The sequence below is a fragment of the Hymenobacter sp. genome, from assembly GCF_036388155.1.
Classification (GTDB): domain Bacteria; phylum Bacteroidota; class Bacteroidia; order Cytophagales; family Hymenobacteraceae; genus Hymenobacter.
Genome location: NZ_DASVSI010000162.1, coordinates 1 through 20,695 on the forward strand (window position 1 = coordinate 1; position 20,695 = coordinate 20,695).

General features: G+C 60.9%; 16 protein-coding genes. 10 read left to right on the plus strand and 6 right to left on the minus strand.

Annotation, left to right across the window (positions count from 1 at the left end):
• The 3 genes from VF629_RS22770 to VF629_RS22780 all read left to right on the plus strand — a co-directional run.
• Positions 1-1,041, plus strand: a 1,041-nt coding sequence (locus VF629_RS22770; RefSeq protein ID WP_331060810.1) for a hypothetical protein, incomplete at its 5' end; no start/stop codon positions are given.
• A 402-nt stretch (positions 1,042-1,443) separates the two neighbouring features.
• Entirely contained in the window at positions 1,444-5,985 is a 4,542-nt protein-coding gene (gltB, locus tag VF629_RS22775) for a glutamate synthase large subunit (RefSeq protein ID WP_331060811.1), read from the plus strand.
• A gap of 186 nt (positions 5,986-6,171) precedes the next feature.
• A complete protein-coding gene (locus VF629_RS22780) occupies positions 6,172-7,641 on the plus strand; it encodes a glutamate synthase subunit beta (protein ID WP_331060812.1) in 1,470 nt (489 codons plus the stop codon).
• A gap of 104 nt (positions 7,642-7,745) precedes the next feature.
• Here VF629_RS22780 and VF629_RS22785 read toward each other — a convergent pair whose 3' ends face one another.
• From VF629_RS22785 to VF629_RS22805, 5 genes are all read right to left on the minus strand, one after another.
• Positions 7,746-8,270, minus strand: coding sequence for a hypothetical protein (locus VF629_RS22785; RefSeq protein ID WP_331060813.1), 525 nt, complete (start codon positions 8,268-8,270; stop codon positions 7,746-7,748).
• Between the two features lie 440 nt (positions 8,271-8,710).
• Positions 8,711-8,929: a hypothetical protein gene (locus tag VF629_RS22790; protein WP_331060814.1), complete on the minus strand. Its 219-nt coding sequence runs from the start codon at positions 8,927-8,929 to the stop codon at positions 8,711-8,713.
• Positions 8,930-8,955: 26 nt separating this feature from the next.
• Positions 8,956-9,348, minus strand: coding sequence for a hypothetical protein (locus tag VF629_RS22795; RefSeq protein ID WP_331060815.1), 393 nt, complete (start codon positions 9,346-9,348; stop codon positions 8,956-8,958).
• A 298-nt stretch (positions 9,349-9,646) separates the two neighbouring features.
• Positions 9,647-10,687 (minus strand): SBBP repeat-containing protein, encoded by a 1,041-nt coding sequence (locus tag VF629_RS22800; protein ID WP_331060816.1) that lies wholly within the window; start codon positions 10,685-10,687, stop codon positions 9,647-9,649.
• A 104-nt stretch (positions 10,688-10,791) separates the two neighbouring features.
• On the minus strand, positions 10,792-11,958 hold the full coding sequence (locus VF629_RS22805; protein ID WP_331060817.1) for a geranylgeranyl reductase family protein: 1,167 nt from the start codon (positions 11,956-11,958) through the stop codon (positions 10,792-10,794).
• A 218-nt stretch (positions 11,959-12,176) separates the two neighbouring features.
• Here VF629_RS22805 and VF629_RS22810 point away from each other — a divergent pair, with 218 nt between their 5' ends.
• From VF629_RS22810 to VF629_RS22825, 4 genes are all read left to right on the plus strand, one after another.
• Positions 12,177-12,884, plus strand: a complete 708-nt coding sequence (locus VF629_RS22810; protein WP_331060818.1) for a GAF domain-containing protein — start codon at positions 12,177-12,179, stop codon at positions 12,882-12,884.
• A 54-nt stretch (positions 12,885-12,938) separates the two neighbouring features.
• Entirely contained in the window at positions 12,939-14,105 is a 1,167-nt protein-coding gene (locus VF629_RS22815; protein ID WP_331060819.1) for a 1-deoxy-D-xylulose-5-phosphate reductoisomerase, read from the plus strand.
• A gap of 126 nt (positions 14,106-14,231) precedes the next feature.
• Complete coding sequence (rseP, locus tag VF629_RS22820; RefSeq protein WP_331060820.1) at positions 14,232-15,575, plus strand: RIP metalloprotease RseP; 1,344 nt, start codon at positions 14,232-14,234, stop codon at positions 15,573-15,575.
• A gap of 85 nt (positions 15,576-15,660) precedes the next feature.
• Positions 15,661-16,158 carry a DUF6702 family protein gene (locus VF629_RS22825; RefSeq protein WP_331060821.1) on the plus strand — a complete coding sequence of 166 codons (498 nt, stop codon included), beginning with the start codon at positions 15,661-15,663 and terminating at the stop codon, positions 16,156-16,158.
• 106 nt (positions 16,159-16,264) lie between these two features.
• Here the strand turns inward: VF629_RS22825 and VF629_RS22830 are convergent, their stop codons facing one another.
• Positions 16,265-16,930, minus strand: a complete 666-nt coding sequence (locus VF629_RS22830) for a DUF2461 domain-containing protein (protein ID WP_331060822.1) — start codon at positions 16,928-16,930, stop codon at positions 16,265-16,267.
• Positions 16,931-17,205: 275 nt separating this feature from the next.
• On the opposite strand from VF629_RS22830, the gene VF629_RS22835 reads away from it, so the two are divergent.
• The 3 genes from VF629_RS22835 to VF629_RS22845 all read left to right on the plus strand — a co-directional run bounded on the left by VF629_RS22835 (position 17,206) and on the right by VF629_RS22845 (position 20,608).
• Positions 17,206-17,979, plus strand: coding sequence for a L,D-transpeptidase family protein (locus tag VF629_RS22835; protein ID WP_331060823.1), 774 nt, complete (start codon positions 17,206-17,208; stop codon positions 17,977-17,979).
• Between the two features lie 95 nt (positions 17,980-18,074).
• The gene (locus tag VF629_RS22840) at positions 18,075-19,394 is read left to right on the plus strand and encodes a glycosyltransferase 87 family protein (RefSeq protein ID WP_331060824.1); all 1,320 of its coding nucleotides are present in this window, start codon (positions 18,075-18,077) and stop codon (positions 19,392-19,394) included.
• Between the two features lie 122 nt (positions 19,395-19,516).
• Entirely contained in the window at positions 19,517-20,608 is a 1,092-nt protein-coding gene (locus VF629_RS22845; RefSeq protein ID WP_331060825.1) for a hypothetical protein, read from the plus strand.
• Positions 20,609-20,695 lie beyond the last annotated feature (87 nt).

Below are 20,695 nucleotides of genomic sequence, written 5' to 3' on the forward strand. Positions count from 1 at the left end.
CTGGTGGAACACGTCAGCCAGCAGCACGTGCTCTCGAACCTGGCGCTGCGCATGTACGGCATCTACCTGCAAATCGGCCACGCCCGCAACCAGGCTGATTTTGAGCGGCTGACCACGTTTTTTCGCTCCGCCCTGGCGAACGTGGACATGCGCAACGCCGACTTTTTCGAGGAGCTTTACTACTACCAGGCTCACGTGTGGTACTACACCATCACGCAAAATTTCCTGGCCTGTTACCGCTACGCCCAAAAGTGGGTCGACCTGTTTGAGCGCTACCCCGCCATTCGCCAGCAGCAAACCATGCTCTACCTCAAGGGGCTGCACAACCTGCTTATCACCTCCTACAACCTACTCTATTACAGCAAATTCACGGAAGTACTGGCCAAGTTGGAAGCTTTCGCCGATGACCCCGACCGACGCAGCAATCCCAACATCGAGATGCTGCTGTTTCTGTACATCTACACCAACCGCATCAACGCCTACTTCATGCGGGGCCGTTTCACCGAAGGCCTGACAATCGTCCCGCCGCTACTGGCCAACCTCGCGCAGTTTCAGCAGCAGCTTGACCCGCATCGCCTCATGGTGTTTTACTACAAAATTGCCAGCCTGTACTTCGGCAGCGGCGATTTCAACAAGGCCATCGAGTACCTGACGAAAATCATTCAGTTCAAAGACAACGCCTTGCGCGAAGACATCCAGTGCTTCGCCCGCATCCTCAACCTGATTGCGCACTACGAGGCCGGCCGCGACGAAAGCTTGGATTACCAGGTGAAATCGGTGTACCGCTTCCTGGGCAAAATGAACGACCAGCAGCAGATGCAAGTGGCCATTTTTCAGTTCCTGCGCACCGTGGGCGACCTGAATCCACAGGAGCTGAAAAACGCCTTCATTCAGTTAAAGGACCGGTTAATTGCCATCTCACATGACCCTTTTGAACGGCGTCCCTTCATGTACCTGGACATCGTTTCCTGGCTGGAAAGCAAGATTGAAAACCGGCCCGTGCAAGAGATTATGCAGCGCAAATTTGGGCTGTTGAAGTAGGCGGATGGGGTGAGAGCCCGTCATGCCGAGCGCAGCCGAGGCATCTCGCGTGGGGTAGTAATTCAATCGGTTGTCATCCTGAGCGGAGCGAAGGACCTTCTTAGGTCAAAACAGGTCGTTTCATCGTGAGAAGGTCCTTCGCTCCGCTCAGGATGACAAAAGGAGCAGGCGAGATGCTTCGGCTGCGCTTGGCATGACGTTCAGAAGTCCAGGTTTTGACATCGTAGGCTATTCCTATACAAAATTTTGACTCACAACAAATTGCGAATGGTTACAGAAGGCTAGAAATAGTAAAGCAGCGGGAAATATTTTTTCACTGGCCGAAGACTGGCCGGTTCTTTAAATAACTGTGCGCAGCGGGCTGATTTCGCCCCGCCGCTCGCTAATGTCTCCGCCCCGCATATGACTTTCAATAGCCCGACACCATCCACCGACACTCCTCAGGGCCTGTACCGCCCCGAATTTGAGCACGATGCCTGCGGGACTGGTTTCATCACCCACCTCAACGGCCGCAAGACGCACCAGACCATCACCGATGCGCTGACCATGCTGGAAAACATGGAGCACCGCGGCGCCTGCGGCTGCGATTCCGACTCCGGCGACGGGGCCGGGCTGCTCATTCAGATTCCGCACTGGTTCCTGCTGGAAGAGTGCGTGGCGCTGGATATTCGCCTGCCCGAACCGGGCAGCTACGGCGTAGGGTTTGCCTTCCTGCCGAAAGATGCCAAGTTGCGTGAAGCCTGCCGCGAAGTCATCAACGGCGCGGCAGCGCGGCTGGGGTTTCCGCTGCTGGGCTACCGGCCCGTGCCGGTGAACCCGCTGGGCATTGGACCCACGGCGCTGGCCGCCGAGCCGGTGATGGAGCAGGTGTTTTTCGGCCGTCCGGCGGGCATTACGAATCCGGATGACTTTGAGCGCAAGCTGTACGTGCTGCGCCGTCTGATTTTCAAGACGGTGCGTGAGACGGTAACTGCCGCGATGGACGTGTTTTACTTCGCCTCGCTCTCCTGCAAAACCATTGTGTACAAGGGCCAGCTCACCACCTACCAGGTGCGCGGCTACTTCCCCGACCTTAGCGACGAACGGGTGACGTCGGCTTTCGGGCTGGTCCATTCGCGGTTTTCCACCAATACGTTTCCGAGCTGGAAGCTGGCCCAGCCATTCCGTTTTTTGGCGCATAATGGGGAAATTAACACGCTGCGGGGCAACCTGAACTGGTTTTATGCCGGGTTGCGCAGCTACGTGTCGCCTTATTTCTCGGCCGAGGAAATGGACATGCTGCTGCCGGTGGTCGATGCCGGGCAGTCGGATTCCGCCTGCCTGGATAACGTGGTGGAAATCCTGCTGCACTCGGGGCGCCCGCTGCCGCACGTGATGATGATGCTGGTGCCCGAAGCCTGGGACGGCAACACCCAAATGGACCCGCTCAAAAAGGCGTTCTACGAGTTTCACGCCACATTTATGGAGCCCTGGGACGGCCCGGCCGCCCTGCTCTTCACCGATGGCAAGCTCATCGGGGCCATGCTGGACCGCAACGGCCTGCGCCCCCTGCGCTACCTCGAAACCACCGACGGCCGCGTGCTGGTGGCTTCCGAGGCCGGCGTCCTGCACATCGACCCCGCCACAGTGGTGCAGAAAGGCCGCCTTCAGCCCGGCAAAATGCTGCTGGTGGATACCGTGGCCGGCCGCATCATCACCGACGAAGAACTGAAGGCCCAGGCCGCCGGCCGCCAACCCTACGGCGCGTGGCTGAACGAGTACCAGATTCAGCTGGACGAGCTGCCCGAGCCGCGCCAGATGTTCACGGAGCTGGCCGCCGACTCGGTGTTCAAGTACCACCAAGTGTTCGGCTACACCCGCGAAGACATCGACGTGCTCATCACCCCGATGGCGCTGGAGGCCAAGGAGCCCATCGGCTCGATGGGCGTGGACGTGCCGCTGGCTGTGCTCTCCGACCAACCGCAGCACTTGAGCAGCTACTTCAAGCAGTTTTTCGCGCAGGTCACCAACCCGCCCATCGACCCCATTCGGGAGCGGTTGGTGATGAGCCTCGCCACCTTCCTGGGCAACAACGGCAACATCCTCGACGAGGACAAGCACCACTGCCACTGCGTGGCCCTGCGCCAGCCCATCCTCAGTAATCTGGAGCTGGAAAAGCTACGCAGCATCGACACCGGCATGTTCAATGCCAAGACTTTGCAGACGTATTTCCGGGCTGATGGCAAACCGGGCGCGTTGGAAAACGGCCTCGCCCGCCTCTGCCGCTACGCCGAAGATGCGGTGAACGACGGATTCGAAGTGCTGATTCTGTCGGACCGCGCCGTGGATTCGGAGCACGCGCCCATTCCCTCGCTGCTGGCCGTTTCGGCGGTGCACCACCACCTCATCAAGCTCGGGTTCCGGGGCTCGGTGGGCCTCGTGGTGGAAGCCGGCGACGTGTGGGAAGTCCACCATTTCGCCTGTTTGCTGTCGTTTGGGGCCACGGCCATCAACCCCTACCTGGCGCTGGCCACCATCCGGACCATGCACGAGGCGGGCCAGTTCAACACCGCGCTCGACCATGCGCAGCTGAATTACAACTACATCAAAGCCGTGTGCGACGGCCTGCTGAAGATTTTCTCGAAGATGGGAATTTCGACCTTGCAGAGCTACCACGGCGCGCAGGTGTTCGAGATTCTGGGCCTGAACCAGGCGGTGGTAGATGCCTACTTCTGCGGCGCAGTCACTCGTATTGGTGGGCTCGGCCTGGATGAAATTGCTCGCGAAACGCTCTACAAGCACTTTCAGGGCTTCCGGAGCACCACGCCCGAGGAGCAAACCCTCCTGCCCGACGGCGGCCTCTACCACTGGCGGCGGCGAGGCGAGGCGCATATGTTCAACCCCGAAACGGTGCATTTGCTGCAACTCGCGACCCGCACCAACAACTACGCCACCTACCAACGCTACGCGAAGCTCATTAATGAGCAGCCCGAGCGCATGTTCACCCTGCGCGGCCTGCTGGATTTCGCGCATCACCGCGACGCCATTTCCATTGAGGAAGTGGAGCCGGCGGAGGGCATCATGCGGCGGTTTGCGACCGGGGCCATGTCGTTTGGCTCGATTTCGCACGAGGCCCACAGCACCCTGGCCATTGCCATGAACCGCATCGGCGGCAAAAGCAACACCGGCGAGGGCGGCGAGGACCCGCTGCGCTACGAAAAAATGGCCAACGGCGACTCTATGCGCTCGGCCATCAAGCAGGTGGCGTCGGCACGCTTCGGCGTCACAGCCCACTACCTCACCAACGCCGACGAGCTGCAAATCAAGATGGCCCAGGGCGCCAAGCCCGGCGAAGGCGGCCAGCTCCCCGGCCACAAGGTGGACGAATGGATTGCCAAAGTGCGCCACGCCACACCCGGCGTCGGCCTGATTTCGCCTCCGCCCCACCACGACATCTACTCCATAGAGGACCTGGCCCAGCTCATCTTCGACCTAAAAAACGCCAACCGCGCCGCCCGCATCAACGTGAAGCTGGTTTCGAAGGCCGGCGTAGGCACCATCGCCGCCGGTGTCGCCAAGGCCCACGCCGACGTCATCCTAATTGCCGGCTACGACGGCGGCACGGGCGCCTCGCCCATCAGCTCCATTAAGCACGCGGGCCTGCCCTGGGAGTTGGGCCTGGCAGAAGCCCACCAAACCCTGGTGCGCAACCAGCTCCGCAGCCGCGTGGTGCTGCAAGCCGACGGCCAAATGAAAACCGGCCGTGACCTGGCCGTAGCGGCCCTGTTGGGGGCCGAAGAATGGGGCGTGGCCACGGCCGCGCTAGTGGCCGGCGGCTGCGTGATGATGCGCAAATGCCACCTCAATACCTGCCCCGTGGGCGTCGCCACCCAGGACCAGGAGCTGCGCAAGCTCTTCACTGGCCAGCCCGAGCACGTCGTGAACCTGTTCCGTTTCCTGGCCGAAGAGCTGCGCGAAATAATGGCCGAGCTGGGCTTCCGCACCATCAACGAGATGGTGGGCCGGCCCGAGTTCCTGAAAGTGCGCGAGGGCATCGCCCACTGGAAAGCCCGTCACCTCGACCTGACCGACATGCTGCACCCGGCCGTGAACATCTCCGGCGGCACCCTCTACAACAGCGAGGCACAGGACCACGGCATCCGCGGCATCCTGGATTGGCAGCTGCTCGACCACGCCCAGCCGGCCCTGAATGAACAGACGCCTGTTTTTGCCGAATTCGAGGTGCACAACATCGACCGCACCATCGGCACGCTGCTTTCGAACGAGATTGCCAAGCGCTACCACGCCGCCGGCCTGCCCGACAACACCATCAACTACCGCTTCCGCGGCTCGGCGGGCCAGAGCTTCGGCGCATTCAGCGTGCGCGGCCTGTCCTTCGCACTCGAAGGTGAGGCCAACGACTACGTGGGCAAGGGCCTGAGCGGGGCGCAGCTGGCCATCTTCCCCTCCCCCGCCGCGCATTTCGTGCCAGAGCAAAACATCATCATCGGCAACGTGGCGCTGTACGGGGCCACCTCCGGCGCGCTGTTCGTGCGCGGGCAGGCCGGCGAGCGGTTTGCCGTCCGCAACTCCGGCGCCACCGCCGTAGTCGAAGGCGTGGGCGACCACGGCTGCGAATACATGACCGGCGGCCGCGCGCTCATCTTGGGTCAGACGGGCCGCAACTTTGCCGCCGGCATGAGCGGCGGCATCGCCTGGGTGTACGACCCCGACGGCGCATTCCCGGCCAACTGCAACCCCGAAATGGTGGAATTAGACCCGCTGGATGCCGACGACGAAGACCAGATTCAGGAGCTGCTGAGGAAACACGTGGAGCTGACGGGTAGCCAGGTGGCGGCGTTTCTGCTGGGGAACTGGCAGGAGGAAGCCGGGAAGTTCGTGAAGGTATTCCCGAGCGAGTACAAGAAGGTGCTGCAAAGGGCGCGGTACGCGGAGGTGAGTTGAACGATGTAGAGACGCATACTTGCGTCTCGTCGTTGAACAAACAGCCAGGACAATGTAGAGACGCAATATTTTGCGTCTCGTCGTTGAACGACCAGAACCGCGCCGAATTGCCTAAAACTGCGCAGACTAAACAACATCAGCAACGACGAGACGCAAAATATTGCGTCTCTACACAGTTCTAAAAAGATGCCTAACCCCACCGGTTTCAAAGAATTTTCCCGCGAGCTGCCGCCCAAGGCCGCGCCGCAGGAGCGCGTGGCCCACAACCACGAATTCGTCGGCACTTATTCTGAAGGGCAGCTCACGCAGCAGGCGGCCCGCTGCATGGATTGCGGCATCCCGTTCTGCCATTCGGGCTGCCCGCTGGGGAACATCATCCCCGAATTCAACGACGCCGTGCGCGAGGAAAAGTGGGAAGACGCCTACCAGATTCTCAGCGCCACCAACAACTTCCCGGAGTTCACCGGCCGCATCTGCCCCGCGCCGTGCGAGGCGGCTTGCGTCCTGAGTATCCACAGCAGCCCGGTGGCCATTGAGGAAATCGAGAAGCACATCATCGAAATCGCCTTCGCCAAGGGCTACGTGCAGCCCACGGCGCCGGTCCTGAAATCGGGCAAAACGGTGGCCGTGGTGGGCTCCGGCCCGGCCGGGCTGGCGGCGGCGGCGCAGCTGGCCAAGGCCGGCCACACCGTCACGGTGTTTGAGCGCGACGACCGGCCCGGCGGTCTGCTCCGCTACGGCATCCCCGATTTTAAGCTGGATAAGTGGGTCATCGACCGCCGCATCGACTTGCTGAAGGAGGACGGCGTGAGCTTCCGCTGCAACACCGAAATCGGCCGCGACGTGTCGTTTGCCCAGCTCACCCGCGACTTCCACGCCGTGGTGCTGGCCGGCGGGGCAAGCGTGCCGCGCGACCTGAACATTCCCGGCCGGGAGCTGCCCGGCATCCACTTCGCCATGGACTACCTCACCCAACACAACCTCCGGGTGAGCGAGCTGGACCTGCCCGACGCGCCCATCTGGGTGGAAGGCGAGGACGTGGTGGTCATCGGCAGCGGCGACACGGGCTCCGACTGCGTGGGCACGGCCAACCGCCAGCGGGCGCGGTCCGTCACGCAGTTTGCCCTTATGCACCAGCCCGGCCAAGAGCGCCCCGCCCACACGCCCTGGCCGCTGGAGCCGCACATTTTCCGCAGCAGCACTTCGCACGAAGAAGGCTGCCAGCGCTACTGGGGCATCAACACCAAGGCGTTTTTGGCCGATGACGCCGGTCGGCTCCGGGCCCTGCGCGTGAGCGATGTGACCTGGGAAACCGACGTCATGGGCCGCCGCATCCGCTCCGAGGAGGTGCCCGATTCCGACCGCGAAATCCCCTGCCAACGCGTGCTGCTGGCCTTGGGCTTCACCGGCCCCCGCGTGGAGGGCCTCCTGAACGAGCTGGAAATCGACCTCGACCCGCGCGGCAATGTGCTGGCCGACGACAAAACCTTCGTCACGAACCAGCCCAACGTCTTCGTGGCCGGCGACATGCGCCGCGGCCAGTCGCTGGTCGTCTGGGCCATCTCGGAAGGCCGCGAAGCCGCCCGACAAGTGGATTTGCTGCTGACGGGTAAAACGGCGCTGCCGAGCAAGAATGCGGTGGGGATGTTTGCGTAACCGCCTGTCATTGCGAGCGCAGCGCGGCAATCCGTCCTCTCGATGCGACCAACCTAATAATGTGACACGCCCCGGCATTGTAGAATGTCGGGGCATGTCTTTTCTCATTTCTCGCTATGCCAATTTATATCCAGCTGCGGATAAACAACCTTTTGAACGTAACCTATTATCCTATCACCTGCTTGAATCAATAAATCTTTGCGCTTATTCAATTCCTCAATTGCACGCTGCTTCAGACTGATATCTGGCTTCCAGCCGTCACCACGGTCTAACGTTTCATCGAAAATGATTATGCACAAAGCATCAAGCAAGACATACTTTTTATCCAAGAGAGTGAGAGAATTATTTAAACCTTCGATTATTAATTCAAAATATCCTCCGTCTCCTAACATCAGTTCTTCATCTTGAGAAAAATAAAGGTTCTCATTCTGTGCCCATTCCAAAATCAATTCTTTATCAAGAAGAGGCAAACTACCACTACCCGAAAATTCTTTTCCTGCACACTTCGGACAGATTGAGCCAAATAATTCCTTAGTATCGAAAAGGTGGAAAGCAGCTTCACGTTTCGTCAGCGACGCTTTTATCTCTAAGCCGCAATCAGTGCATTTCCTGGTCACTTCGTAATTCATCGACGAAAATATTGGTTGGTTCGAACCGCAAGAGTTTAGCGCATAATATATGTACTAAGAACTGTAGCAAATAAGCATTACCGTCAACTAACGCCCGTATCTTTGAATCACTCGCGTTTGGTATGTCCCCTAGCCCAACGGCACTCTTTGTAAAAAGAGAAGCCCGGCTGCCTAGGAACAGTCGGGCTTCGAGAAGTGTGGGGGTTATGAAGCAACCCTTTACTTCTTGGCAAAGATGAAGAAGGACAGCGCGAAAAAACTACTTCAAACGGTCTGCAAAGCTGTTTTGATTGGAGTGGCTAGCGGGGTGGGTAAGGCTATTGGCCTTTTCCTGCTCACGCAGCTATTCCGGTAGTTGGTAAGGCAGTTGGGCCGTGCGCCCAGCTGCCTTATTTTTTTTACGACTCTGCTGTAAATATACACGGCCGGCCAACAATTAGTTACGAAGCAGAGCCGCAGACTTTCTTTTTTGCGCTCGTTCTGACCCGCTCCTCCTCCGCCACGGTGTACCGCGGGTCTTCCTCCACATTCACACCAATAAGCGCCCCGGCGTTGCTGAGCAGCTGGCGGCAATCGGGGCTGAGGTGGCGCAGGTGCAGGGTTTTGCCGGCGCGGTGGTAACGCTCGGCTTCAAGAATACAGCAAGAATGTTTGCGCAAATCAACTGCTGGTTGGCTTGCACAAATTAAATTCTATTCCAATTCTCTGGTTTTAAATAATCAAGAGGCGAATTAGATTTAGTCGTCAAATCTCCTCGCATCAACTGGCTGAAAAGGACACCAACTTTTAGTATGCTATTTGTCAGCGGTGGCACTGGCCATTTCTCGCCTCTTATTTCATTTTCGATAACGGCCATTGTAGCTACTGGAAGACCAATTGGTAGACTTGATAAATGAGCATTAAGCACCTCAGCAACATTCAACAAAAATGCTCTATCCTCATCAGAGGTAATTATGTCATCCAGGCTAAGGTCAATGCACCCAACAAACCCAACTGTCGCGGCCAAATACCAATCATTAACCACTCTATCTTTTAGCTTGCTATTCGCATGAAATTGCCCTTTTTCAACTTCTTTCACAAACAAGAGGGTCCAAACTTCTAGGTAGGCGTCATTACACCAAAAGCCGTGGTCGTGGTATTTCACAAAGCTTGTAGCCATAGCAAACTATTTCAAACGCGCTTGATGCGCTTGGTTATCTCTTTCCACCAAACAAAGAGGTTTCTCTTGATTAAACTGGTGCCGTTGTTGGCGAAACATTTAAGCAGCAGTGGTCCCTCGGGTTTCCCTTTCCACTCCTGAAAAAAGAACCGGCCGCTCATCGGCAACACGTGTGTTGCTTCGACAAGCGGCCGGTGTGCAGGCGCACTGACTGAGTTTAGAAAAGGGCCTTCACGAAAGCAAAGCGCGGTGAAGCGGCGCCGTAAGGATAGAGTACGTACGCGTCGTCGGCGCGGCGCGTGATGGTGGTGGCGCCGACACTCGGGCCCGTGGCGGGGCCGGTGGCGAAGGAACCGCCAGCGCTGGTGGTGGCCCAGTTGTCGGTGCTTCTCATCCGGAAGACGGTGCGTTGGCCGCCGGACACGACCAGCAGCGTTTGCGGGTCATAGAGCAGCATGCCATCGGCTCCCGTCAGGCTTTGGCTGGAGGTAACGGCCGTGAAGCTGCTGGGCGTGGCAATTGGTACTTTGAACAGGGTGCCGTCGTTCGTTTTTACGGCCAGCAAGTACCCATCGGGGTGGTACACGATGCCATTCAGCCCGAAGCCGGTGCCGCCGAGCCGGGGGTCTTCCAGAAACACGGTGGGGTTGTTGCCGTCGCGGTCCACTTTGTAGATGATGGGCGACATGCTGTCGGTGATGTAGATGTTGCCGTCGCGGTCCACGGCAATGTCGTTGGCAAAGTGCATCAGGGCCGGCCGCAACGCCCCCAAATCGACGAACTTGGTCAGGGTGCCGTTGGAGGAGTTGAAGATGGCCAACGCGGCCAGTTTGCCGCGCGTGGGTTGGTTCACGAAGTTGGGGTTGAACCCGTTGTCGGATACGGCGGCCAGCAGCCTCTGCCGCGGAGCATCGAAGTTGATGCCAATGGTGGAAATCAGCCTGTTGCCGGAAACAGCCGGGACATCTCGGCCGAATTCGGTATACACGCTGTCGTCGCCCACCACGCCGATGGTGCCGGTGGTGCGGGAACTGACAAAATACCGCTTGCCGGCCTCGTCATATTGAATGCCTTCGGGAAAAACGCCCGCTTTGGGCACCGATATCCGATTGGGGCCGGCCACAGGTATAGGTACAGCCTGCTTCCCAGGCTCAGAGCAGCCGCCCCCTCCCAGCAAGCCCACGGCAAGAGCAGTTAAGCGAATAATGCGGGGCAGCCCAAACGGCAGGGCTCGGGCACGAAAGAGAGGTTGAAGCATGACAGGTAGCCAGAGTAAGGGTCAATAAATGAGGTACCTGCTTCTACGCGTTTCATCCGTAATAGGCTGGCCCAAATCTGCTTACTCCCGCTACAACATTATGGCTACCCGATGGCCTTTTGCACCCACGGCTTCACGCCCGGCACCTTGGCCAGCCGAACGGCGGCGTTCACCAGCCAGGGCTTGGTGCTGAGGAAGCGCATGAGGCGGTAACTCTTGGCCAGCTTCTTTCCAATTTTGGCGGCTACCTGGGCATCGTACTGAGCAATGTGAGCGGCGCTAAAATCCTGCTTGTCGAAGCACGCCAGCGCTTGCGTCGCGGCCAGGATGCCGCTTTGAATGGCCGTGTCGATGCCGTGGCCCTGCAAGGGGTCAATCAGCGAGGCGGCATCGCCGCACAGCAGGAACCGCTCGCCGCTGACGGGCCGCGTCCGCCCGCCGCCCAGTGGCAGCCCAAAACCCACGATGGGGCCCAACTGCCGGGCGCTGGCAAAGCGACCTGCTAGGGCCGGATGCGTGGCTAGAAGGCGCGTCATGGTTTCCTTCAGGTCTACTTTGTGCTTGGCCACTACCTCGGCCAGCATGCCCAGGCCCACGTTGTAGCGGCCCTGCCCTACCGGAAACAGCCAGCAATAGCCCGCCAGGTAGTCGCGGGTCAGGAAAAACTCCGTGGTGCCGCTTTGCGCTTCGGCCACGTTTTCAAAATAGGCCCGCACGCCCACGCAATGGTGAGCCCGGGCCAAGCGCGGCTCAGGCAGCAGCTTGCGGCCCACCACCGAGTTGGCCCCGTCGCAACCAATGACCAGCCCACAGGTGATTTCGGGGCCTTGCAGGGGCTTCAGCCGGACGTGGTCGGCATCAATTTGCAGGTCCTTCAACCCGGTGTTTTCGAGGATGGCCGTGGCCGGGGCGTGCGTGCGTACCAAGTTCAGGAGGGCATCGTCGAACGTCTCACGGGGCGAGTTGAAGCTCGGCAGCTTCCATTCCAGCACCAGGTTGGCACCGTTGGGGGCCACCAGCTTGGAGTTGCGCACGGCATCCATGGGCCGGAGCTGCCACAGGCTGTCGGCAAAAGTGGGGTCGAGCTGGCGCAGGGCCTTGAGGGCGTGGCCGGGAATGGCGTCGCCGCACACTTTGTCGCGCGGAAATTGCGCCTTGTCGAGCAGGGCCACGCGCAGGCCGCTGTGGCGCAGGCCTAGGGCGCAAGCGGCTCCGGCCGGGCCCGCGCCCACAATGGCCACGTCGTAATCTAAGGAGGGTGAACTGCGCACGGCCTCAAAGGTAGCGGACCAGCCGGCGCTCCTTACATTGCCGTTGGCTTTAGCGCCATTGCCGCCCTATGTATTCTCCCAACCAGCGCACTTCCGAAAATAAGCGCAACCCTCGCACAAGCCGCACGGTAGAAGCCCCTGAAGCCGCATCAGTTCCGGTTGGCGCCGGCGGCTGGGCCGCGTATTATTTTACCCGCTAATTCCCCTCCGCTCTGGCCTTGACCTCTCCTCCCTCCCTGATTCCTTCTGACGACGCCGCCCGCTTGCGCGCCCTCGAGCGCTACCAGCTGCTGGACGCGCGCAGCGAAAAAGTGCTCGACGAGGTGGTGGCCGCCACAGCCCGGCTTTTTCGGGTTTCCAACGCCATGCTCTCCATCGTAGAGGAAGAAAAAGTGCTGGTGAAAGCTCCCTACAACCTCCCGGTGGAAGTGGAGCGCATTGCTCGCAACCAAAGCCTGTGTTCGGCCACCATCTTACAGGACGACACGGCCGTTTTCGAAGACTTGGCAAAAGTCAGCGCGCCGGGCATCGACATTTCGCTGATTCAGCAGCTGGGTCTGCATTTTTACGCCGGCCACAACCTGCGCACCCCCGACGGCTACAACATCGGCTCGCTGTGCTTGCTCGACGGGCCACCGCGCCAGTTTGCGTCGGTGGAACGGACGCTGCTGGCCAATTTGGCCCGCCTGGTGATGCGCCTGCTGGAGCTGCGCCGCATTTTGGGAGCCCACGCGGGCAGTACCGCCGTGCTCTGGGATTTCGTGTACCGGGCCATTGGCGAGCAGTTGGCCCGCCTCACGGCGCTGGCCGAGCGCGCCGTTCCGGCCACCGGCCCGGCCGGGCTCACGCCCGAGGTGGCGCGCGAAGCCGGCGACATCGTGGGCATCATCGACCAGTTTGTGGCGGCCACGCTGCGCCGCACCTGAGCCGCGCCACACGGAGGCGCCGTACTTTTGTAGCCTTTCCGTGTTTGTAGCATTATGGTTGAAAAATTTAAGGTAAAAACGCTGGCGCTGCTCGGTTCCACGGGGTCTATTGGGACGCAGGCGTTGGAAGTGGTGCGGCAGCAGCCGGGCCGTTTTCAAGTGGCGGTGCTCTCGGCCCAGCGGCAGTGGGAGCTGCTGGCGCAACAGGCGCAGGAGTTTCGGCCCGCCGTGGTGGTCATCGGCGACGACGCGTTTTATCAGCCCCTGAAAGCCGCCCTGGCCCAGCAGCCCGAAACCCAGGTGCTGTCCGGCACCGGGGCCCTGGCCGACGTAGTGACCCGGCCCGACGTCGACATCGTGCTCACGGCGCTGGTGGGCTACGCCGGCCTGCTGCCCACCGTGGCCGCCATCAAAGCCGGCAAAGACATTGCCTTGGCCAACAAGGAAACCCTGGTGGTGGCCGGCGAGCTCATCACGGGCCTCGTGCGCAAGCACGGCGTGCGCCTGCTGCCCGTCGACTCGGAGCACTCGGCCATTTTCCAGTGCTTGGTGGGCGAAGCGGGAAACCCCATCGAGAAAATCATTCTCACGGCTTCGGGCGGGCCCTTCCGCGGCCGCTCGGCCCAGCAAATGGAGGCCGTGACCAAAGCCCAAGCCCTGAAGCACCCCAACTGGGACATGGGCGCCAAAATCACCATCGACTCGGCCTCGCTCATGAACAAGGGCCTGGAGGTGATTGAGGCCAAATGGCTGTTCGGGCTCACCAACGAGCAGATTGACGTGGTGGTGCACCCGCAAAGCATCGTGCATTCGCTGGTGCAGTTCGAGGACGGCTCCCTGAAGGCCCAACTGGGCCTGCCCGACATGAAACTGCCCATCCAGTACGCGCTGGGCTACCCCGAGCGGCTGGCCAACACCTTCCCGAGGTTCTCCTTCCTAGACTACCCCACCCTCACTTTTGAGGCGCCCGACCGGGTGGCTTTTCCCAACCTGGAGCTGGCTTTCGGGGCCATGCGGCGGGGCGGCAACGCGCCCTGCGTGCTCAACGCGGCCAACGAAGTGGCCGTGGCCGCGTTTTTGCGCGAGGAAGTGGGCTTCCGGCAAATGTCGGACCTGGTGGCGGGGTGCCTGGCGCGGGTTTCGTACCTTGCCGAACCGTTGCTGGCCGACCTCGTGGCCACCGACGCAGAAACTCGTCGCGTGGCGGAAACGCTGCTGTAAAAACTTTTGTCATGCTGACGAAGGAAGCATCTTATCACGGCTGCTTTCGTCATAAATACTATTTCCTGGCGTTGGCGTGATAAGGTCCTTCGCTGCGCTCAGGATGACAGATAAATAAAATTCTCCTTGGAAATCCTCACCATGATTGGCCAGCTCCTGCTGGCTCTCTCGATACTAGTTGGCTTGCACGAATTTGGCCATTTTGCCTTCGCCAAGCTTTTCAAAATCCGGGTCGATAAATTCTACATCTTCTTCGACTTCCTGTTTCCGATGCCCACCGTGGCCAATTTCGCCTTGGTGAAGAAGAAAATCGGCGAGACGGAGTACGGCATTGGCTGGTTCCCGCTGGGCGGCTACGTGCAAATTCACGGCATGATTGACGAGACGCAGGACGCGGCCTCGCTATCGGCCGAGCCGCAGCCCGACGAGTTCCGGGGCAAGCCCGCCTGGCAGCGTTTGCTGGTGATGCTCGGCGGCATCATCATGAACGTCATCACCGGCATCGTCATTTTCGCGGCGATGACCTTCCATTACGGCGAGGTGTTTCTGCCCGCTTCGGAGGCCAAGTACGGCGTGCTGCCCAACGGCCTGGGCCGCGAAATCGGCTTCCGCACCGGCGACAAAATTGTGAAAATCAACGGCCGGCCGTTCACCGAGTTCGACGACGTGTACAAGCCCGACGTCATCATGGGCGACAACTCCTACTACACCGTGGAGCGCAACGGGCAGCTGGAAGACATTAAAATCCCGGCCAACTTCCTCGACAAGTTCGGCAAGCAAAGCGCCGACAGCCTGCTGGTGCGCCCCCGCGAAACCTTTGCCGTGGAGCGCGTGGTGCCCGGCGGCGCGGCCGCCAAGGCGGGCCTGCTGGCCGGCGACAAAATCACGACCGTGGGCGGCCAGCCCGTGCAGTTCTTCGACGAGCTGCAAGCGGCCCTGCTGGCCAATAAAGGCAAAAAGACCGAAGTGGTGGTGGAGCGCAACGGCCAAACCATCCCCTTGGCCATCGAGGTGAGCGAGTCGGGCCGCATCGGCTTCGAGCGCAAATCGACGCTCAAGCTGGGCACCCGCCAGTACAGCCTGGGCGAGTCCATCCCGCAGGGCGTGAGCAAGGCCTTTGGCGTAATTGGCCTGCAGGCCCGGGCGTTCGCCAAGATTGGCCGTGGCGAAATTTCGGCATCCGAAAGCCTGGGCGGCCCGGTTGAAATTGCTCAGCAATTTGGCGGCACCTGGGACTGGCAACACTTCTGGGGCTTGGCCGCAGGCCTGAGCATGGTACTGGCGTTCATGAACTTGCTGCCCATTCCGGCCCTGGACGGTGGCCACGTGGTGTTCCTGCTCTACGAAATGATTGCCCGCCGCAAGCCTTCGGACCGCATCATGGAAGGCGCTCAGCGCGTGGGAACCGTGCTGATTTTGGCACTGATGGCCTACGTCATCGTGTTCAAGCAGATAATGAAGCTGTTTTGATAACGGTTAATGGTTAACGATTAGTGGTTGATGGCATGCCAAAACATCCATTAATCATTAACCACTAACCATCAATCATTAAAAAATGAAGCGCTTTCTGCTGGTTCTCGCCGCCTTTGTCCTGCTGGCTACTACGGCTAAGGCCCTGCACGCCTACCACTCTACGCTGACGGAGCTGCGCTACAACGCCGCCAAAAAGCAGCTGGAGCTGTCGATAAAAGTCTTCACCGACGACTTCGAAAAGGCGCTTTCCGAAGGCCAGCCCACGCTCGTCAACCTGAGTGATGCCGGCCCGCGGCCGCTGACGCTGGCTACGGCTTACTTGCAGCGCACGCTGCAATTTCGCACGCCGGCCGGCGCTCCGCTCCCGCTGCAAGTGCTGGGCATGCAGGCCGAAAACGACGGCTACTGGCTCTATTGCAAAGTGCCACTGCCAGCGCCCACGCCCGGCGTGCAGCTGCGCCAAGCCATGCTGCTCGATGCGTTTGGCGACCAAATGAACATCGTGAACATCGAAGCCGGCGACAAAAAGCAGAGTGTCCTGTTCCGCGCCGGCCACGAGCAGGAATTGCTGACTTGGTAGCAGCACGAGTACCGCGAAATTTCATTTCGCTCCGCGCTGGCTCCGGTCACACCATTGGCCTGACCGACCCAACGCGAGGCGAAATGAAATTTCGCGGTACTTGTTTTTACGCCGCTGTGGCCCCGCGCAGGAATTGGCAGAACGGTACCATTGCCCGAAATACCTCCAGCACGTAGCCGCGGAAATTTTCGTGGGCCAGCACCTCGGCGTCGGTCATCGTGTGCGAAGCCGTGAAGCTTTTGTGCTTGAGCAGCTCAATTTCGGGGTGGTCGACGGAGTACGCGGCGGGCGACTTTTTGAGCTTGTCGCCGCCCATGCCGCCGAAGTAGCGCTGGAAATCGGGCGCGACCAGCAGGGCTTTCAGTTCGTCGGCGTTGTAGTCGATTTCTTGGCGGATGGCAGCTAGCTGGGCTTTATCGGGCATGTACAGGCCGCCGGCGACGAGGGTATTGCCATTGGGGCCGAGCTGAACGTAATAGCCCGGGCTTTCTACGTCCTTGCCGCTGGCGATGAAATACGCCGAGAAGTGCGTTTTGTAAGGGTCTTTGTTGTTGCTGAAGCGCACGTCGCGGTAGATGCGGAAGACGCTTTTGCGGCCTTCAGGACCGGCCAAATCCGAGTCGAGCTTCTTGAGTTCCTGAAACCAGAACTCGGCGTCTTCTTCGAACTGAGCGCGCAGTTGGTCGTAGGTGGCTTTGCGCTCTTGAAACCACGGCCGCTCATTATGCTTGGTGAGGCCGGTGAGAAAGGTGAAAAGGGGTTTGAGTTGCATGGGTAACGGGTGGATGTTATTGATTTAAACCGTCAGGATGAGCGCAATTGTGGCGTTCCGTTCGCTTTGCTCAATGATTGCGACGGCCGGCCGAACTGAATTGCACAGGGCGAGTGGCGCGGCGGAAAGCCCACCGCAACTACCGCTGCTAAGGTAGGGTGCACGAGGAAGCGGTGCCAATAATATTGGCAAAGCCGGAATTTTTAGGCCCAGGTAAAATAGTAGAACCTGAATGCCGTTGTAGCGCCATTCTCCTTCATTTACGGTTCGTTTTTATGCTACGCCGGCTCTCGTGCTGCTTGCTGTTGGTGCTTCCCGTGGTTCAGCTGCTGGCCCAGTCCTGCACTCCCACCAGTAAGCGTGATGTGACCTTGACCGACTCCTCGAAATTCTGGCGGGAGCAGCTGCGTTTTTCGCGGGTGCGGGTGGCGCACGCGGCAGTGGGGCCGGTGGTGGCGGAGTTGCTGGACGCCCACTCGCTCGATGCCAAGCGGCTCGAAATCCTGCTGCGCGTTATCAAGACCCACCAGGAAGTAGAAGTGTGGGCCCGCAACCAGGGCGCAAATACCTTCCAACTCCTGCAGCGCTACCCGCTGGCCGCTACCTCGGGCCACCTGGGGCCCAAGCGCCGCGCCGGCGACCGGCAGGTGCCGGAGGGTTTCTACGAAATCAACCGGTTCAACCCCAAGAGCGATTATCACCTCTCGCTGGGGCTGAATTACCCCAATGCCGCCGACCAAGCCCTAGGCGAGCCCAACCCCGGCGGCGACATTTTCATCCACGGCGGTGAGGTGACCGTCGGCTGCTTACCCATCACCGACGCCGGAATTGAAGAGCTGTACCTGCTGGCCGTAGCGGCGCGCGCAGCCGGGCAGGCTGTTATTCCGGTGCACATCTTCCCCTTTCCCCTCACGGAGGCCGAGCTCGCCAAGCGCGCCAGCAGCCCGCACCAAGCCTTTTGGCGGGGACTGATGCCGGGCTATGCCTACTTCGAAAAGCGCCACGAGGTTCGCAGCGCGGCGCCGGCCACCGTAGCGCGAACTTTGTAGTTCGCGTCCCCGAACGACACTCCAACGGCGCGGGGACGCGGACTACAAAGTCCGCGCTACGGCGGCCAGCGCCGCGCTACGCATAACTTGCCGCCGTGCCGCGTCTTCTTCTGCTTTTCCTGGTTCTGGTCGCCTTGTTCAACGTGAGCCGCGTGCTGCGCGAGCCGCGCCCGACCGCCGACCGCCCCATGGACTTCCGGACCTGCTACGTGGGGCAGGACGTGCTGCGGCAAGGGCTGAACCCCTACGACGACGCCACGCTAAAGCGCGGCTGGCAGCAGCTCGTTCGACAAGAAAACCTGACTAGCCGCACCCAGCCCGGCTTGCCCAACCTGCCTTTTCTGTACCCGCCGTGGGCGGTGGCGCTGTTTGGCCTCACGGTGGGCCGCCTGCCGTATGCCCTGGCATGGCCGCTGTGGTGCGGGCTGGCGCTGCTGAGCGTGGGGCTGCTGGCGGGGCTGTGGGCTGCGCTGCTACGCGTGGCAACCGGTGCGGCGGTGCCGTGGTGGCAATTTCTGGTGGCCGCGCTGGCGTTGAAAGGCACCGTTCCGGCACTGCTGGCGGGCCAACCAACCTTTGTAGCGCTGGTGCTGGGCGTGAGTGCGCTGGCCGTGGGCCGGCTGGGTACGCCAAGCGGGGCGGCGTTGGGCGCCGGGGCCTCGTCTGGCGCGTTTTCGGCAGGCTCGGCCGTAGACCAAACCCAGCCCGCAAGCACGTGGCGCCGGGTGGGCGCGGGCCTGCTGCTGGGCTTGGCTGCTTTCAAAGTGACGCTGGTGTTGCCGTTTGCCGCGTGGTTTTTGTGGAAAAAACAGTGGCTGGCTCTGGCCGTGGCCGTGGCAGTAGTGGCGTTGTGCAGCGCCGTGGCGTGGCACTGGGCAGCCGCCCCGCACGAGCTGCTGCCCACCTACCAGCACCTCGTGGCCCAGGTGCGCGCCCAGTCCTTCGACCCCACCGACCCCGACTACCCCCTGACCCAAGGCATGACGCTGCGGCTAGAGCTGGGCAACGTGCTCGAATGGCTACGGCCCGGCAGCAGCGCCTGGCACGTGGTGCTGCACGCGGCCCTGTGGCTGGCCGCCAGCGCCTGGTTGCTGCGGCATCGAAGCCGCGGCCACGCCCTGGCTGATTGGTACTTATTTCTGGTGCTGGGCACGCTGACGCTGCTCACTACCTACCACTTGTACTACGACGCAGTGTTGCTGTTGCCGCTGCTGGGGTATAGCGCGCGCCTCCCGCGGCACTTGCAATGGCTGCTGCTGGCGCTGCTTCTGCCCCTGCTGTTGCCCCTCAACGGGCTGGCCCTGGCGCTTGGTAACCCCGCGACGCTGCACGGGCTGTATTTTTTGCCGCCGCTGGGGCTGCTGGGCGTGCTGGGACTACTTTTGGCCCGGCCAGCCACTGCTCAAAGCCCTTAATTGCCTCACCCAAATTCTGCGGACCTCTGCGCATACCTCCGCGGACCTCTGCGAGAAACCCGCCAAGCACCAACCAGGCTCGATTTTTCGTTTAGCCCCACACTGCTCACCGATTTTCCTCCATGAAACGTCTTTTTCTTGCCTTGTTCCCGCTGCTGCTCACCGCGGCGGCCCATGCCCAACGCCCTACTGATATTTGGTATTTCGGTCAGCAGGCCGGCTTGAAGTTCGAAAACGGCACCACGCCCAAGCCGTTGAACGACGGCAAAATGAGCACCTACGAAGGCTGCGCCGTGGCCACCACCGCCAAGGGCGAGCTGCTGTTCTACACCAACGGCGAAACCGTGTGGAACCGCGAGCACCGCGTCATGCCCAACGGCATCAAGCTCATGGGCAGCGGCAGCAGCACGCAGTCGGCCCTCATCGTGCCCGACCCCGGCTCGGGCAATATTTTCTACATTTTCACGGTCGCGCCCCAGGGCACGGTCAACGGCCTGCGCTACTCCATCGTGGACATGACCCGCGACAACGGCCTCGGCGACTTGCCCCGCGTGAACCTGCTGCTCATCCAGCCGGTGGCCGAAAAGCTGGCCGCCGTGCGCCACACCAACGGCCGCGACACCTGGATAGTGGCCCACCGCTGGAACTCCAACGCCTTCGTGTCTTACCTCGTGACGGCCGATGGCGTGAGCGCCAAACCGCTCCTGAGCAACGTGGGCAGCATGAACGCCGGCCCGGGCCGCAACGCCATCGGCGCGCTCAAGTTCTCGCCAGATGGCCGCACGCTGGCCGCCGCCCTGTGGCGCGAAACCAACAAGTTTGAAGTCTACGATTTCGACCGCAGCACCGGCAAAGTGAGCAACGCGCGCGGCTTTGGCGGCTACCCCGAGGCCTACGGCGTGGAGTTTTCGCCCGACGGCAGCAAGCTCTACGGCACCTGCAACGGCGTGGGCGGCGGCGAAACCCAAATCTGGCAATTCGACCTCAAAACCAAAAAAGCCGAGCTGGTCGGTAAGTCCGCCAACCGCAAAATTGGCGCCCTGCAGCTCGGGCCCGACAAACGCATCTACGTGGCCCGCGAAGACAACCCCAACCTGGGCATCATCCAAGAGCCCAATGCCCTGGGCAAAGATTGCAAATACGTGGACGAAGGCCTGAAGCTGGGCGGCCGTCGCAGCAAGCTGGGCCTGCCCGCTTTCGTGGTAGTGCCGTGACGGACGCCTGCGGCTTAATGAGGAATGAGGAATGAGGAATGAAGAAGGGGGGGGGGGGGGGGGGGGGGGGGGGGGGGGGGGGGGGGG

Bases quoted from the DNA above. Each gene is read 5' to 3' on its own strand.
- VF629_RS22825 (WP_331060821.1), top strand. From the start codon at position 15,661: ATGAAGCGCTTTCTGCTGGTTCTCGCCGCCTTTGTCCTGCTGGCTACT.
- VF629_RS22785 (WP_331060813.1), bottom strand. From the start codon at position 8,270: ATGAATTACGAAGTGACCAGGAAATGCACTGATTGCGGCTTAGAGATA.
- gltB (WP_331060811.1), top strand. From the start codon at position 1,444: ATGACTTTCAATAGCCCGACACCATCCACCGACACTCCTCAGGGCCTG.
- VF629_RS22800 (WP_331060816.1), bottom strand. From the start codon at position 10,687: ATGCTTCAACCTCTCTTTCGTGCCCGAGCCCTGCCGTTTGGGCTGCCC.
- VF629_RS22830 (WP_331060822.1), bottom strand. From the start codon at position 16,930: ATGCAACTCAAACCCCTTTTCACCTTTCTCACCGGCCTCACCAAGCAT.
- VF629_RS22815 (WP_331060819.1), top strand. From the start codon at position 12,939: ATGGTTGAAAAATTTAAGGTAAAAACGCTGGCGCTGCTCGGTTCCACG.
- VF629_RS22780 (WP_331060812.1), top strand. From the start codon at position 6,172: ATGCCTAACCCCACCGGTTTCAAAGAATTTTCCCGCGAGCTGCCGCCC.
- VF629_RS22835 (WP_331060823.1), top strand. From the start codon at position 17,206: ATGCTACGCCGGCTCTCGTGCTGCTTGCTGTTGGTGCTTCCCGTGGTT.
- VF629_RS22845 (WP_331060825.1), top strand. From the start codon at position 19,517: ATGAAACGTCTTTTTCTTGCCTTGTTCCCGCTGCTGCTCACCGCGGCG.